The following is a 14,441-nucleotide window of genomic DNA, read 5'->3' on the forward strand; positions in this document are numbered from 1 at the left end:
TGCATCGATCGAAAGGTTGATTCGCTCCCGCACCTTTTGACAGCGCGGATGCGATCCGTGGCGCGATGTCGCGAGGCGGTCGCGGGACGAGGGTTGCCACCGTGCCGGGACGACCCGGCGGGAACGTGAGAGAAAGGCACTCGACCGTGTTCGTCGCCACTAGAGATCTTCGGTTCGCGAAGGGGCGGTTCGCCCTGATGGGGACCGTCATCGTCCTGATGACCCTGCTCGTCGGGCTGCTGTCCGGGCTGACCGCGGGCCTGGGCCGGGAGAGCACCTCGGCCATCACCGACCTGCCCGCCGACCACGTGGTGTTCTCCGCTCCGGCCGAGGGACAGCAGCCGACCTTCACCGAGTCCGAAGTGGACCGTCAGCAGTGGCTGCAGTGGCGGGAAGTTCCCGGAGTGCGTGGGGCGGATCCACTGGGCATCAACACCGCCAAGGCGCAGTCCGGCACGAACAGCACCTCGCTGGCCACGTTCGGCGTCGAACCGGATTCCGCGCTGGTGCCCGCGGGCGGACGGGTCGGCGCCGGTGAGGTGGTGTTGTCCGAGGGTGCGGCCGAGGACCTCAACGCGCGTGCCGGGGACTCCATCACCGTTTCGGGCCGGGAGTTGACGGTCACCGCCGTGTCCGGCGACGCCTCCTACAGCCACAACCCGGTCGTCTGGACGAGCCTCGCCGAATGGCAGAGCCTATCGCCCGGATCGGATCAGCAGGCGACCGTGATCGCGTTGAACAGCGACGACGGCGCGGACCTGGCTGCGGCCGACGCGCGGCTGCACACCAGCACCGCGACCACCTCCGGGGCGCTGTCGGCGATCAGCTCGTACAGCTCGGAGAACGGTTCGCTGCAACTGATGCAGGCGTTCCTGTTCGCGATCTCCGCGCTGGTCATCGGCGCCTTCTTCACCGTGTGGACCATTCAGCGCAGCGGCGACATCGCGGTGCTCAAGGCGCTCGGCGCCACCACCCGTTACCTGCTGCGGGACGCGCTCGGGCAGGCCGTGGTGCTGCTCGTCGGCGGCACCGTCGCAGGCACCGGTCTCGCCGCGGCCATCGGCGCGGTCGCCGTGGGCACCGTCCCGTTCGTGCTGGAACTCGGCACGGTGCTGCTGCCCGCGGCCGTGATGGTCGTGCTCGGCGCGCTCGGCGCGGCGCTGTCCGTCCGGCGCATCACCGCGGTCGATCCGCTGACCGCCCTGTCCACCCGCTGATCACCCCGAGCAAGGAGTCCCTCATGAGTTTGCAGTTGCGCGACATCACCCTCACCTACCCCGACGGCGATTCGCGGCTCACCGCCGTGGACCGCGCGGACCTGCAGGTGCCCGCCGGTTCGGTGACGGCCGTGATCGGCCCGTCCGGCTCGGGCAAGTCCAGCCTGCTCGCCGTCGCCGCCGCGCTGGTCACACCCGATTCCGGTCAGGTCGTCGTGGACGGCACCACCGTCACGGGCATGAGCCAGGCGCAGCGGACCGCGGTGCGGCGGGAGAAGATCGGCATCATCTTCCAGCAGCCGAACCTGATCGCGTCGCTGACCGCGGCCGAGCAGTTGCAGGTCATGGCGCACCTCGATGGCCGTTCGGCGCGGGAGGCGCGGGGCCGGGCGGTGGAGCTGCTGGACGCGGTCGGGTTGTCGGACAAGAAGGACCGCAGGCCGCACCAGCTCTCCGGTGGGCAGCGGCAGCGCGTCAACATCGCCCGCGCCCTCATGAACGACCCGGCGGTGCTGCTGGTGGACGAGCCGACCAGCGCGCTCGACCACGAGCGCGGGGCCGCGGTGATCGAGCTGCTCACCACGCTGACGCATCGTCGAGCCACGGCGACCGTGCTGGTCACCCACGACACCACGCACCTCGGCGGGGTCGACCAGGTCGCGGAGGTCCTCGACGGCCGCGTCCGCGTTCCCGCAGCGAACTGACGGGACCGGGAAGCGGGGCTACCGGCACTGCGGGCTGCTCCCGGAGTGAACGGACCGTTCGACCAATCACCTTGGACGAACAGTCCGCTCACTCGGAAACGCCCCCGCCAAGCGGCGCACAGTGCACTGCCCGGCAATGAGTGAACGGACCGTTCGACCAATCTGCTTGGACGAACGGTCCGCTCACTCCGAACCCGAACCTGCAGCCGCGGGGGCGATGACTGATCGAGATGAGTGAGCGGACCGTTCGTCCGATGAGATGGGACGAACGGTCCGTTCACTCCGATCGTCGCGGTGCGAAGCTGGGCCGGGTGCGGCTCGCGTGTTCAGGTGGGTCAGCGCCGCGAGGACTCGGCGGTGGGCCGATTTCGCCGGCGGGCGGGCCGAGTTCTTGGACAGATCCCGCAAGCGGGCCGCGGGGTGGTGCTCCGGCGCTGCGCCGGATATCGCAGCAGGCGATCAGCCGGGTGACGAGCCGCCGCTGCGCTCAGCGGCCGATTTCGCCGCCCACCGCATCGGAACGCTCGTCACGCACCGCGAGCGGCGCTACCCTCGATCAAGATCATCGATCTTGCCCGCGCCTGCCGCCCCGCCACGAGGAGCCACGACGAAGATGACCGACGAGCAGCTCCGCGATCCGCTGGCGCTCCCGCCCGAGGTCGACACCTCGGTGCCCAGCGTGGCCCGGATCTACGACTACGCGGTCGGCGGCAAGGACAACTTCCGCGTGGACCGCGACGCGACGCACGCGATGCTCGACGGCGTGCCGGACATCATCGCCACAGCGCGCGCCAACCGCGCCTTCCTCGGCCGCGGCGTCCGCTACCTGGCCCGCGAAGCGGGGATCCGGCAGTTCATCGACTTCGGTAGCGGCCTGCCCACGCAGCTCAACGTGCACCAGGTGGCGCAGGCGGAGAACCCGGACGGCCGGGTCGTCTACGTGGACAACGACCCCGTGGTGCTCGCGCACGGCCGAGCGCTGCTGTCCGAGGACCAGCGGACCACGGTCATCCAGGCCGACATGGCGCAGCCCACCGCGGTGCTGGAGAGCCCGGCGACGCGGCGGCTCATCAACTTCGCGGAACCGGTCGGAGTGCTCTACCTGTCGGTGCTGCACTGCCTGCCCGACGAGGCGCGGCCGGACCTGGCCGTCGCCGCCATGCTCGACGCCGTTCCCGCAGGCAGCCACCTGATGATGTCGCACCTGGTCAGCGACGACGCGGACGCCGCGGAGTTCCTCACCCGCTTCATGACCGAGCAGACCACGTGGGGCCGCGTCCGCACCGAGGCGGAGGTCACCGCCTACTTCGACGGCCTGGACGCCGTGGAACCCGGACTGGTCGACATCACCCGGTGGCGGCCCGAGCAGCAGCCGACGGACACCGGGACACCGTTCGACCACGACATCCCGTCCCGCCCGGAGCTGGAAGGCAAGATCTGGGAGTTCGGCGGCATCGCCCGGAAGCCCTGACCGGCGGCACAGGCTGTCGATCCCCCGCGTTCAGGAGCCTGCCCGGACGACTTCGACCTGCACCGCGCGGCGGGAGCCGACCGAGCCCCAACGCCCGAGCCGACACCCCGGCAAGGCTGGTGAGCTGGGCCGATACCATGGCCCGGTGAGTGAAGCGGTGGACGAGAATCACGAGGACCTCCCGGAGCAGATGCGCATCCGGCGGGAGAAGCTGGACCGGCTGCGGGAGAACGGAGTCGACCCCTACCCGGTCGGCTACCCCCGGACCACCGCGATCGGTCCCGTCCGCGAGAAACACGACGGGCTCGAAGCCGACGTGGCCACCGGAGACCGGGTGTCGGTCACCGGCCGGGTGCTGCTGTACCGCACGGGCGGCAAGCTGTGCTTCGCCACCATCCGCGACGACAGCGGCTCCATCCAGATCATGCTGGCGCTGGACAAGGTCGGCGCCGAAGCGCTGGAGGCGTGGAAGGCCGATGTGGATCTCGGCGACCACGTGGGCATCACCGGCGAGGTGATCACTTCCAAGCGCGGCGAGCTTTCGATCATGGCGGACGAGTGGACGCTGACCTCGAAGTGCCTGCGCCCGCTGCCGGAAAAGCACAAGGGGCTCACCGATCCCGAGGCGCGGGTGCGGCAGCGCTACGTCGACCTGATCGTCAACCCCGAGTCGCGCCAGCTCGTGCAGCAGCGCGGCAAGGCCGTGCAGGCGTTGCGTTCGGTGCTGCTGGACCGCGACTACCTCGAAGTCGAGACCCCGATGCTGCAGCAGGTGCACGGCGGAGCCACGGCCCGGCCGTTCACCACGCACATCAACGCCTACGACCTGGACCTGTACCTGCGCATCGCGCCCGAGCTGTACTTGAAGCGGCTCGTCGTCGGTGGTGTGGAGCGGGTTTTCGAGATCAACCGCAACTTCCGCAACGAGGGCGCGGACTCCACGCACAACCCCGAGTTCACGATGCTGGAGTTCTACGAGGCCTACGGCGACTACGACACGGCCGCCGAGCTCACCGCGGAACTCATCCGGCAGGCCGCCAAGGCCGTGTTCGGCGACTTCGTGGTGCGCCACCCCGAACACGGGGACATCGACCTCGGCGGGGAGTGGCCGTCGATCACGCTCTACGGCTCCGTCGGCGAGGCCCTCGGCACGGAGATCACCCCGCGGACTCCGGTCGAGTCGCTGCGTGAGCTGGCCGACGCGAAGGAGATCGCGTGGGACCCGTCGTGGGGTCCGGGCAAGCTGGTGGAGCACCTGTTCGAGGAGCTCGTCGAGCACACCCTGGTGGTCCCCACGTTCGTCCGGGACTTCCCGTTGGAGACCAGCCCGCTCACCCGCCAGCACCGGGACGATCCGCTGCTGACCGAGAAGTGGGACCTGATCGGGTTCGGCATGGAGCTCGGCACCGGGTTCTCCGAGCTGGTCGACCCGGTGGAGCAGCGACGCAGGCTCACCGAGCAGTCGCTGATGGCCGCAGGCGGCGACGCCGAAGCGATGCAGCTCGACGAGGACTTCCTGCGCGCCCTCGAGTACGGCATGCCGCCCACCGGCGGCGTGGGCATCGGCATCGACCGGATGCTGATGGCGTTCACCGGCAAGGGAATCCGGGACACCATCCTGTTCCCGATGGTCAAGCCGAACTGACCCCCACCCGCGTCGAGGCGGTGCGCGCGTTTCCCGGCACCGCACCGCCTCGCCGCGAGTGCGTCCGCCGGGCCGACACGAGTGGCCGACCCGGCAGGCGCCTCAGTTCTGCGGGTTCTTGACGAGTTCGGTCTGCTCCAGGTCCGTTCGGGCGTCGGCGATCCGCAATCCGGCGAACTTGTAGGACAGGCCGCGGTGCTGCGCCGTGGTGAACAAGCCGATCAAGGAGACCAGCGCCAACAGCTGCGCCAAGCTGGAGCACGCCTCCAGCGCGGGCACGTCGGCGGACGCGTCACCGAGCTGCGCCAGCAGGAAGTAGCCACCGGTTCCGGTCAAGCTGCGCAGCAAACGCGCCCCGGTGCCGGGCGCAGCCCCGTCGGCGGTCGTCGCCTTCAACTGCACGATCCGCTGTCCGAGGCTGGTCGAGCTGCCCACCAACGGCAGCACGATCGCGAGGACGAACCACGGCAACCAGACGCCGAACAGCCCGGCCGCCCAGGATCCGGGGATGTCCTCGGTGCGCGGAGCGGTGCCATGGAACAGCATTCCTTGCGCCGCCATCAGCACGAGCAGGCCACCGGAGCTGCCCAGGGCGCTGAGCATCGTGTAGGCCGTCATGTCGCAGAGGGCCGCCAGCAGCCGCCTGGACCTGGTGACCGGGCGGGGCGCCCCCGGCAGAGCGGTGATCCGCTGGCCGGGCACGGCCCGCAGCACCGGCGCTGCCCAGGCCCCCGCCAACGCCCCCGCCGTGTTCATGATCAGGTCGTCGACGTCGAACAGCCGGTAGGCGCACGGGTACGCGAACCAGATGCCGGTTCCTTGCGTGACCTCGATCAGCAGCGAGACGCCCAGTCCGATCGCCGTGGTGACCAACACGCCGCGGCCGAACAGGTGCCGGACGAACATCCCCAACGGGACGAACAGGCCCACGTTCAGCATCACCTGCATCAACGCCGGATTGCGCAGGGTCGCCAGCACACTGCTGTCGGTGGCTTCCTTCTTCATGTCGTTGAGGAAGTTGAACGGAAGCCACTGCGGGCCGCCCATTCCCGACGTGGCGCAGAAATCAGGAGTCAGCTGCGGGAACGGCAAGAGCACGTAGGCGACCAGGGAGACGCCGTACACCACGGCGGCGAGCGCCAGCGCGAGGTTGCCCATGCCGAGTTCGCCACGTCTGCGGTATTGCCGGGCGATGTACGGAACGAACAGCACCGCGGCCAGCAGCACGCCGACCAAGATCCCGATGAACGCCGGTACCAGCCGGGTACTCACTATGATCTTCCTTCCTTCGAATCAGCACTTGTCAACACGTCCTGTTGAGACGGCATCAGGCTCGTCGGCGGGCGAGCACCGGGGGCGCCTGCGGTGAAGAGGATCAGATCGCGGTGAGCACGGCGTTAACGATCAGCAGCGCGCACACGCCGAAGTTCACCACCCGGTGATCCAGGAAGATCGCCACGAACTCGCGGATCGTCGCGCTCGGCCAGAAGTAGCGCGCGGTCGGCGACCCGATCACGTGCGCCTCCACCTTCTCCTTGCGGGCGATCCGGGCGGCCCGCATCACGTGGAAGTTGTTCGTCACCACCAGGGCGCGGTGATCCGGCCGGTGCTCCCGCATGATGACGTCGCTGAACCGCAGGTTCTCCTCCGTGCTGCGCGACCGGTCCTCGACCAGGATGCGGTCTGCCGGCGCCCCTTTGGAGATCAGGTAGTCGGCCATGGCGCGCGCCTCGGGAACGTCCTCCCCCGGTCCCTGGCCGCCGGAGGTCACCAGCATCGGGTCGCGGCCCTTCTCGCGTTCCTTGTGGAACGCGGCCAAACCCTTGTCGAGCCGGCTCGCGAGCAGCGGCGGCACCCTCGAACCGAGCAGCCCCGAGCCGAGCATCACGATGAAATCGACCTGGCGGCGATGCGGCATCACGCCGTAGACCAGCGAGTAGAGCAGGAAGCAGACGAACAGCACCGACACGTATCCGATCACCTTGCCCGCGGCGTCCATCGCCACTTCCAGCGGCAACCACCGGGTTCCGTTGGCCACCACCCGCAACACCACGAACGCGACGATCCCGGCACCGGCGGCCAACGACAACAAGTTCGCGAGCCGTTTACCTTCCCGCCGAAGCATCGTCACGCCGTTGATGATCAGGAACACCGCGAGCACCAGCGTGGTCAGCGGGATCATCAGCACCAGCACGATCAACGTGAACGCCGCGGCCGCCTCCGAGTACGTGGCCAGCCAGAGCAGCAGTCCGCCGACCAGGAACAGGCAGGCGAGGAAGAGGTAGATACCGTTGCGGACCAGCCGCCGGTCGTAGGCGAAGCTGACTGCGAACACCGCGAACAGAACAACGGCGGGAATTAGGAAAAACACGCGCAGGAGCCTAATCGGGCACGTGCCGGCACTGGACGCCTACCCTGACACCGTCTCAACGGGAGGGTGCGAACTCGCCGAAAAGCGTGCAGCGGAAATGAACCCGCGACGACGGCCCGTTCACGACATCACCGAGGACGCCCCGGTCGTGCGGGCCGTCACTTCGGCTGCGGAGCAGGCGGGACGTCCTCACCGCAGGCAACGCCTTGGCAGCCCTGGAGTTCGTCGAGCCGCGCGTCCAGGAACGCGCGCACCTCTGCGTAGCGGACGTCCTCGTGCTTCGACGCGAGTTCGTGCGGGTCGATCGCCAGGTCGTAGAGCTCGTGGGCGCCACTGACGTAGCGGATGTAGAGGTAGCGCCCGGTGCGGATCGCCTCGTAAGCCGCGTCGAGCACCTGGCTGTGGTCGTCGCGCGGTTTGCCCGGGCCGGGCGAGGCGGTGCCGTCCTGGTCGAGGTCACCGGCTCCCGCCGCGAGCCCGACCGACACGTCCTCCGCCGACGCCCCGGAATCGCCCGGCGCACCAGGCCGCACCGGCGTCCGGAACGCGCCCTCCCCGGCTTCGTGCAACAACGGCCGCCCGGTTCGCAGCCGCGGGTCCTGCGCGAACGGCAGCAGGGACCTCCCGTCCAACGGCAGCGTCGGCTCCGCCTGCCCGATGTCAACGATGGTCGCGGTGAGATCGGTGTTCGCGCTCAGTTCCCGCGCGTGCATGCCCGCTTCGAGGCCGGGGCCGCGGATCAGCAGCGGCACGTGCGCGGAGGCTTCGTGCGGCAAGAACTTACCCGTCGGCACCCGGTGCTGGCCGAAGAAGAACCCGTTGTCCGAGGCGAACAGCAAGTAGGTATTCTCCAGCTGCCCGTTCGCCCGCAGGGCATCGACGAGCCGCTGCACCGCTTCGTCCACCGCGAGCAGCGACTCCAGCCGGAGCCGGTAGCTCTCGGTGATCTCGGTGTCGGTGTTCGCGGCGATCGCCGGGTAGTCCCGCAAGAACTGCGGCTTGTCGCTCATGTCGGCCTCGTCGTAGGACGGGTCGTTCGGCACCTGCTCCGCGGAGAACGCGCCCTGGTGCCGCAGCGCGGGGCGAGGTCCGCGGCCGACGCGGAAGAAGTCGCCGTTGTCCGGGGCGCCGTGCACGTTCTCCCCGTGCGGGGCGAGGAAGGCGAGGCTGAGGAAGAACGGCTTGCCCTCCGCCGAGCGCCGGTTGATGAAGTCGATGCCTTTGTCCCGGTACACGTCGGTCTGGTACAGGTTCGGGTCCTGCACCCACGAATCTCCGTAGGTGCGCATCGTGCCGTTCTCGTTGAGCCGGTAGCCGTACATGTCGTAGGTGGTCGGATCCACCGAACCGCGCCACTCGTCCCACCCCGGCGGGACGTGCGTCTCGTCGCTCTTGCCGTAGCCGTTGGGGTATTTGCCGATGTGCGAGGTGACGTATCCGGCGCGCTGCATCCAGACGGGCAGCGTGTTGTCCTCGTCGAGCTTGTCGTAGCCGCCCAGCGGGGCCGCGTTGTGCCGGACACCGTTGTTGTGCGCCAACTGTCCACTGAGGAACGTCGAACGGGACGGGCAGCACAGCGGGAACGACGCGTAGTACCGGTCGAAGGTCACGCCGCCGAGCCCGAGGATCCGCTGCACGTTCGGCATGAACCGCATGCTGTCGAGCCACTGGTCGTCGGTCATCACCATGACGACGTTCGGTTTGCCCGCCTGCACCCGAGGTTGCGCTGCGGGTTTCGTGGCGGTGCAAGCGGCCGGCACCGCTCCGATGATCAGCAGCAATGCCAGCGCTCGAGACGTTCCGGAGATGCGGCGGAAACGTGCCATGCTCTTGTTTTCCACGGCAGGCCGCGGAGAAGTCAAGATTCCGACCGGACTAGGACACGTTCAGGCGCATCTAATCGGGTAATCCTGCCGGGTTGAATCGATCCGGCGCGGCGCGTTCGCCCGTTGAACGCGCGGCCGGGAAAATCAGTAGCCGTCCCCGCCGAAGAAGGTTTCCTCCAGGTGGTCGGCCGTGTCGGCGACCAACTGCAACGGGTCCACGAACTCGTTGATGTCCAGGTTCAGCAATGGCAACGAATGCCGCAGGACCACGTGCTCGCCCATGACCACGGCGCCGCACACCACGGAGGTCTCCCCGATCTCCTTGAGCAGCAGGTGCAGGTCAATGTCGGCGACCAGGCCGCAGACCGAGGCGACCTGGACCCACTCCTCGCGTTGGTCCAGGACTTCGCGGCAGACCATGATGACCTGGCTTCGATCGTCCTCGTATTCGATGAGAATCCGGATCTCGTCACCGGTGTCCTCGATGACTCGATATTCGGAACGGACAAAAGCGGAGATATCGCCCCACGTGGCCAAGGTGCCCCCAAGGTCGTCGATTGTGCCGCCGCGAGACTAGTGCACGCGAACACCGCCCCGGAACACCACGACTGCATGATCCGGCTGCGCCGAATGCCTTGCCATGCCGACGTTTCCGGCACTTCGAGCAACCGCACCGACACGACGGCACCACCGCCCGCCTGATTTCGCCGGTGAACGGACCGTTCGTCCGATCCGCTTGGACGAACGGTCCGTTCACACCGATCCGTCGCCGTGGCGGTGAGCACGGATCCGCCGCGCACCGGGAGCGGTTTCGCGAGTGAACGGACCGTTCGCCCAACAGGATCGGACGAACGGTCCGTTCACCCTCGGAGAAATCCCGCTGAGTCTGCCGGCGCGTGGGCGTGTCGGCCCGACGGCTCGAAGCGGGGGTGGAGTGAACGGACCGTTCGCCCAACTAGATGGGACGAACGGTCCGTTCACTCCACCCCGCAGTGCACCTGACCCCTGCTCGGGTGAGCTCGCGTCAGCGGTGTGACGGGAACTCGACGACCTGTTGGTAGGTGGGGCGGTTCTGCCAGCTGATGGGGTCGTGGGCGATGCCGCCGATCTTGTTCTGGATGATCGCGTCGGCGCACCACTGGTCGCCGGGCTCGCAGTCCGCGTCGCCGGGGTAGGTCTGCTCGGCCGGGGTCGCGTCGGCCGCGGCGAGGCTGTCGACCAGTGCCTGACGGCAGGCGCCGAGATCCCCGTCGCCGCACAACGAGTTGCCCGGTCGCGGGTCGCCCTGCCCGAATCCGCCGGGAACGTCCTCGCCGAGCGCGCCGCGCAGGTTCTTCGACACCTGCCCGTACCAGCCGACCAGGAACGCCGAGCCCTGGTGCGCTTGCCCGACGTGTTCGCCGGGTTCCTCGTTCTGCCAGCCCGACGGCGACTCGTTGATCTGCGCCGCCCCGGTCAGCGCCCGGTAGGTGTCCGGCCCGAGCGCGGGTTCGAACGTGCCGCGCACCAGCAGCGGCCACCAGGCGTCCAGAAGCTCGATCGCCTCGGCGTGGGCGTATTCGCGGCTGCCCGGTTCGGTCTCGGTACGCAGCCCGCCGTCGTGGAGCCAGTCGCGCAACAGCTTGATCCGGGCGGCGAGCTCCGGGTCGTCGCTCGGCGCGCTGTCGAGCACCCGCAGCAGGTCCGGCAGCACCCGCTCGGCGCGCAGGTCGGCCAGCCCGGCCTCCTCCATCGCCCGAGTCAGGTCGGCCCGGTTCACGCCGCCCTCGGCGACGAGACCGCGAACGCGGGAGTCGAGCAGGTCGCCGCGCTGCACGGCGCCCTTGCTCCAGTCCGCGCCGCTGGTACCGGGAGCCTGCTTGTTGTTCCAGCTGACGAAGTAGTCCTGGTCCACCGCCCGCGGATGCTCCTCGAACGGTGCGTAGTCCGCGGTGTTCCCGTCCGGGTTCCAGCCCCGCCACTCGAACTCGGGGTCGGAGACCACCGGCATGCTCGGGTCCACTTCGGGGTTGCGGACGACGTTGTCGCCGGAGTTGAAGTGCGCGGTGTGCTCGGAGTCGGCGTAGAACCAGTTGAACGTGTAGTTCACGTCCTCGGCGGCGCGCTGGAACGCCTCCGGCGAGGTGATCTCGGCGGGGTCGTTGAAGCGCTGGAAACCGATGATCGAGTCGACTTCGTGCTGGAAGGTCGAGCGCACCGAGGCGTAGGCGACGGGTTTGCCGTCGACGGTGGCGCGGTGCGTCACCGGCCCGTACCGCGTGCGGAACGAGACCAGCCGGTACGAGCCGGCCGGGGTGTCGTCGCCCAGGTTGGGCTCCCAGGAGTTGCGCCGCTCGACCTGCTGCATCGGCAGGCATTCGCCGCGGAACAGGTAGTGGTCGGATTCCCTGGTGACCGGCCCGCCGTCGGGTGCGCACAGTTCCACCGCGTAGGTGTCGATGATGTCCTGCGCAGCCGTGGTGGCGCTCCACGAGTAGTCCTGGCCGCGCCCCAGCAAGGTGTAGAAGCTCAGGCCCGCGAACGACGCGCCCTTCGACGAGATCCCCGGCCCTTGGAGCTCCTGCAAGGTCAGCAGCTGCGGGGCGAAGTAGCCGGTCTGCGGGCCGAACACGGCGATCGGGTTGCCGCTGTCGGTGTGTTCGCCGGAGACCATCAGCGCGTTCGACATGCCGCGCGGTTCGGCCATGTCGGCGGGCACGACGCCGTCGTTGAAGATGCCGCGCAGCGCTTCCGCTTGGGCGGGCTTGTCGTTCGAGTCCGGCTGGGCGTTGTTCGGCTTTGTCACCGGTGTCTGACGCTGCTGCGGGCTCTGCTCCGGGTCGGCGGCGGAGCCGGTGGGGTCGAACACGAGCTGCTGCTCGGTCACCGAACCCGGATCGGGCATCGCCGCGCCTTTCGGGTTCTCCGGGGACACCGCGTACGGGAACGAGCCGTTGTGCACGGTGGGGATCGACTCGGGGTCGTTCTCGGCGCGGAAGGTGCGCCACACCTGCTCGCCGCGTTCGGGGCCGAATCGCTCGTGCAGTGACATCCGCGCCACCGCCTGCTGCACCTCGTTACCGCCGCCGCCACCGAACTGGGCGCCGACCAGCGAGGCGAGCACAACGAGGTCGGCGAGCTTGAACGGCTCGATCTCGCCTGCGTTGGTGATCGCGTCCACGTGCCCGGTCGCCACGTACTCGCCGGGGAAGTAGCGACCCTCGTGCGCCTGGCGGATGTAGGTGTTGATCCCGTCCACATAGGACGTCGCGTCGGCGAGCGCCTGCTCGCCGCGCGGCCCCGCCGACCGAGCGACCTCGATCTGCTGCTCCAGCTCCTGCTCGGTGTAGGGGGAGGTGGCGAAGAAGTCCTGTTCCAGTTCGCGGTTGGCGGGTGCGCCGCCCGCGAACGAGCTGACCTCGCCGCGACCGGCCCGGCGCAGCGCGTCCATCAGGAACAACTTGTCCTCGGCGGTCGTGAAGCCTGCGCCGAAGGTGGTGCCGTCGCGGGTGTCGCCGTAGATGTGCGGAATGCCCGCGGTCTTGTCCCGGACCACGGTGACGTCTTCGCGCGGCCGGTAGGTGCGTTCCACGTCATCGGGCCGGACGCCGAAGGAATCGTCGTTGAAGAACTCGTTGATGGTGCCGGTGGTGAGCTCCGAGTATCCGGTGGCGAGCTCGGCGTAGGGCTTGGTCTGGTCGGCCGCGTGCGGCGGTGTGGTGCCGAGCAGCAGGTGCCCGGCGAGCTCGGCGAGCGTGGCGTTGCCGTTCTGGCCCGGCGGCAGGATGTGGTGGCACTGCCCGCCGCAGTAGTCCGGCACCTGCGGCACGTCCGGCACGGGTGAGCTCGATGCGAGTGCGTCCGGCACAGGTGCGTGCGGCGGGGGTGCGCCCGGCGCGGGTGCGCCCGGCGCGAGTGCGCCCGGCGCGAGTGCGCCCGGCGCGGGTGCGTGCGGTGCGGGGACCGCGGCGGCCGCGGGAGTGAGGATCAAGGCGCCGACGACGGCCCCGACGCTGAGTGCGGCCACGATCCGCTGCCCTGTCATCTGCCAGTCCTCTCGATCGACGTCGAGGCCGGACGCTAATCGAACACCAGCGAAAATGAAATCAATTCACGTTCTCCGAAGGGCAGGATTGGGCCGTCCGAGTGAGCCGGACGCCCTGAATGCTCACGTGCATGACAAAGATCGCTGGGCGCAACGGCGCACCGGATCATCCGGCATCCGGCCGCAGCACCGCGTCGTCGGCACTCACCGGCTTCCCGCCCATCGGCTGCGGCGCCTGCCGCATCGGCTCGACCAGCCGCAGCCCTCGTCGAGTACGGCGTTCCCGTCGCGATTCGGCGACCTCCCGCGCCATCACCGCGATCCCGTGCGGCAGCAGGTCGGAGCCGCGCCGCACCAGCCACGGCACACCCCGGAACACCAGCCAGGCCAGGTGGTGCCACGCCGTGATCCGGACACCGCCGGAACACCTCAGGCTCACCGATTCCGGCACCCGGCAACCCGCCGCCGCCAACCGCTCCCCCATCGCCCGCGCCAGCCGCCGATGCCCCAGCTCCGAGGGATGCAGCCGATCCACCGACCAGGTGCCGAGCTCGTAAGCACCGGGCAGCGCGTCGAGGTCCACGCACTGTGCGCCGTGCCGGGCGACCACTTCGTCGAGCACCGCGTTCACCTGGTCGATCCGCTTGCGCAGTGCGCGCCGCAGCGGCGCGGGCAACCGGAACACTCGGCCGTGATCGTGGTAGCGCGCGGTCACCACCACGGCCCCGGCCCTGGTCAGCTCGCCGACCACCACGTCCAGCCGCCGCAGCAGCAGCACCGGGTCGAAGTCCGAGCGCAGCGTGTCGTTCATGCCCACCACCAGCACCGCCGCGTCCGGCCGCAGCCGCATCGCGGCGGGAAGTTGCACGTCGTGCACGTCGCGCACCCGCGCTCCTGAGGTGGACAGGTTCGCGAACCGGATCCGGCCGGGTCCGCCCAGCGCGTCCGCGAGCAGCCGGGCGAAGCCGCGCCACCCGCCACCGGGCACGCGATCACCCATGCCGAGGGTCGTCGAATCGCCCAGCGCGACCAGGCTGCGCACCGGTCGCCCGGCCACGGCTCGGACTCTGCGCTCACTCACGCGCAACACCATCACCGCTGCGGACTCACCCGCGGTGAGGAATCGGTGGCGCGACGAAGACGACTTGGCGAACTGTCGGGAGTCGACGTTCTTGTTCCGACC

The 14,441-nt window shown here is 69.2% G+C and carries 10 protein-coding genes; 4 read left to right on the forward strand and 6 right to left on the reverse strand.

All coding sequences use genetic code 11. The features are described from left to right. Nucleotides 1–146 precede the first annotated feature (146 nt). The 4 genes from H2Q94_RS25280 to lysX all read left to right on the forward strand — a co-directional run bounded on the left by H2Q94_RS25280 (nucleotide 147) and on the right by lysX (nucleotide 5,037). Complete coding sequence (locus H2Q94_RS25280; protein ID WP_243789656.1) at nucleotides 147–1,217, forward strand: ABC transporter permease; 1,071 nt, start codon at nucleotides 147–149, stop codon at nucleotides 1,215–1,217. A 23-nt stretch (nucleotides 1,218–1,240) separates the two neighbouring features. Then, on the forward strand, nucleotides 1,241–1,921 hold the full coding sequence (locus tag H2Q94_RS25285) for an ABC transporter ATP-binding protein (RefSeq protein WP_243789657.1): 681 nt from the start codon (nucleotides 1,241–1,243) through the stop codon (nucleotides 1,919–1,921). A 613-nt stretch (nucleotides 1,922–2,534) separates the two neighbouring features. Continuing rightward, nucleotides 2,535–3,392: an SAM-dependent methyltransferase gene (locus H2Q94_RS25290; protein WP_243789658.1), complete on the forward strand. Its 858-nt coding sequence runs from the start codon at nucleotides 2,535–2,537 to the stop codon at nucleotides 3,390–3,392. A gap of 145 nt (nucleotides 3,393–3,537) precedes the next feature. After that, nucleotides 3,538–5,037: a bifunctional lysylphosphatidylglycerol synthetase/lysine--tRNA ligase LysX gene (gene lysX / locus H2Q94_RS25295; RefSeq protein WP_243789659.1), complete on the forward strand. Its 1,500-nt coding sequence runs from the start codon at nucleotides 3,538–3,540 to the stop codon at nucleotides 5,035–5,037. Between the two features lie 102 nt (nucleotides 5,038–5,139). On the opposite strand, the gene H2Q94_RS25300 is transcribed toward lysX, so the two are convergent. From H2Q94_RS25300 to H2Q94_RS25325, 6 genes are all read right to left on the reverse strand, one after another. Beyond that, nucleotides 5,140–6,309 (reverse strand): VanZ family protein, encoded by a 1,170-nt coding sequence (locus tag H2Q94_RS25300; RefSeq protein ID WP_243789660.1) that lies wholly within the window; start codon nucleotides 6,307–6,309, stop codon nucleotides 5,140–5,142. A 103-nt stretch (nucleotides 6,310–6,412) separates the two neighbouring features. Then, nucleotides 6,413–7,372, reverse strand: a complete 960-nt coding sequence (locus tag H2Q94_RS25305; protein WP_243789661.1) for a YdcF family protein — start codon at nucleotides 7,370–7,372, stop codon at nucleotides 6,413–6,415. A gap of 194 nt (nucleotides 7,373–7,566) precedes the next feature. After that, a complete protein-coding gene (locus tag H2Q94_RS25310; protein WP_243789662.1) occupies nucleotides 7,567–9,234 on the reverse strand; it encodes a sulfatase family protein in 1,668 nt (555 codons plus the stop codon). Nucleotides 9,235–9,378: 144 nt separating this feature from the next. Continuing rightward, nucleotides 9,379–9,771, reverse strand: coding sequence for a hypothetical protein (locus H2Q94_RS25315; protein ID WP_243789663.1), 393 nt, complete (start codon nucleotides 9,769–9,771; stop codon nucleotides 9,379–9,381). A gap of 487 nt (nucleotides 9,772–10,258) precedes the next feature. Next, nucleotides 10,259–13,258: a penicillin acylase family protein gene (locus tag H2Q94_RS25320; protein ID WP_243789664.1), complete on the reverse strand. Its 3,000-nt coding sequence runs from the start codon at nucleotides 13,256–13,258 to the stop codon at nucleotides 10,259–10,261. A 166-nt stretch (nucleotides 13,259–13,424) separates the two neighbouring features. Then, nucleotides 13,425–14,339, reverse strand: a complete 915-nt coding sequence (locus H2Q94_RS25325) for an SGNH/GDSL hydrolase family protein (RefSeq protein WP_243789665.1) — start codon at nucleotides 14,337–14,339, stop codon at nucleotides 13,425–13,427. Between the last annotated feature and the right edge of the window lie 102 nt (nucleotides 14,340–14,441).

The sequence above is a fragment of the Saccharopolyspora gloriosae genome (assembly GCF_022828475.1).
GTDB classification, from domain to species: Bacteria; Actinomycetota; Actinomycetes; order Mycobacteriales; family Pseudonocardiaceae; genus Saccharopolyspora_C; species Saccharopolyspora_C gloriosae_A.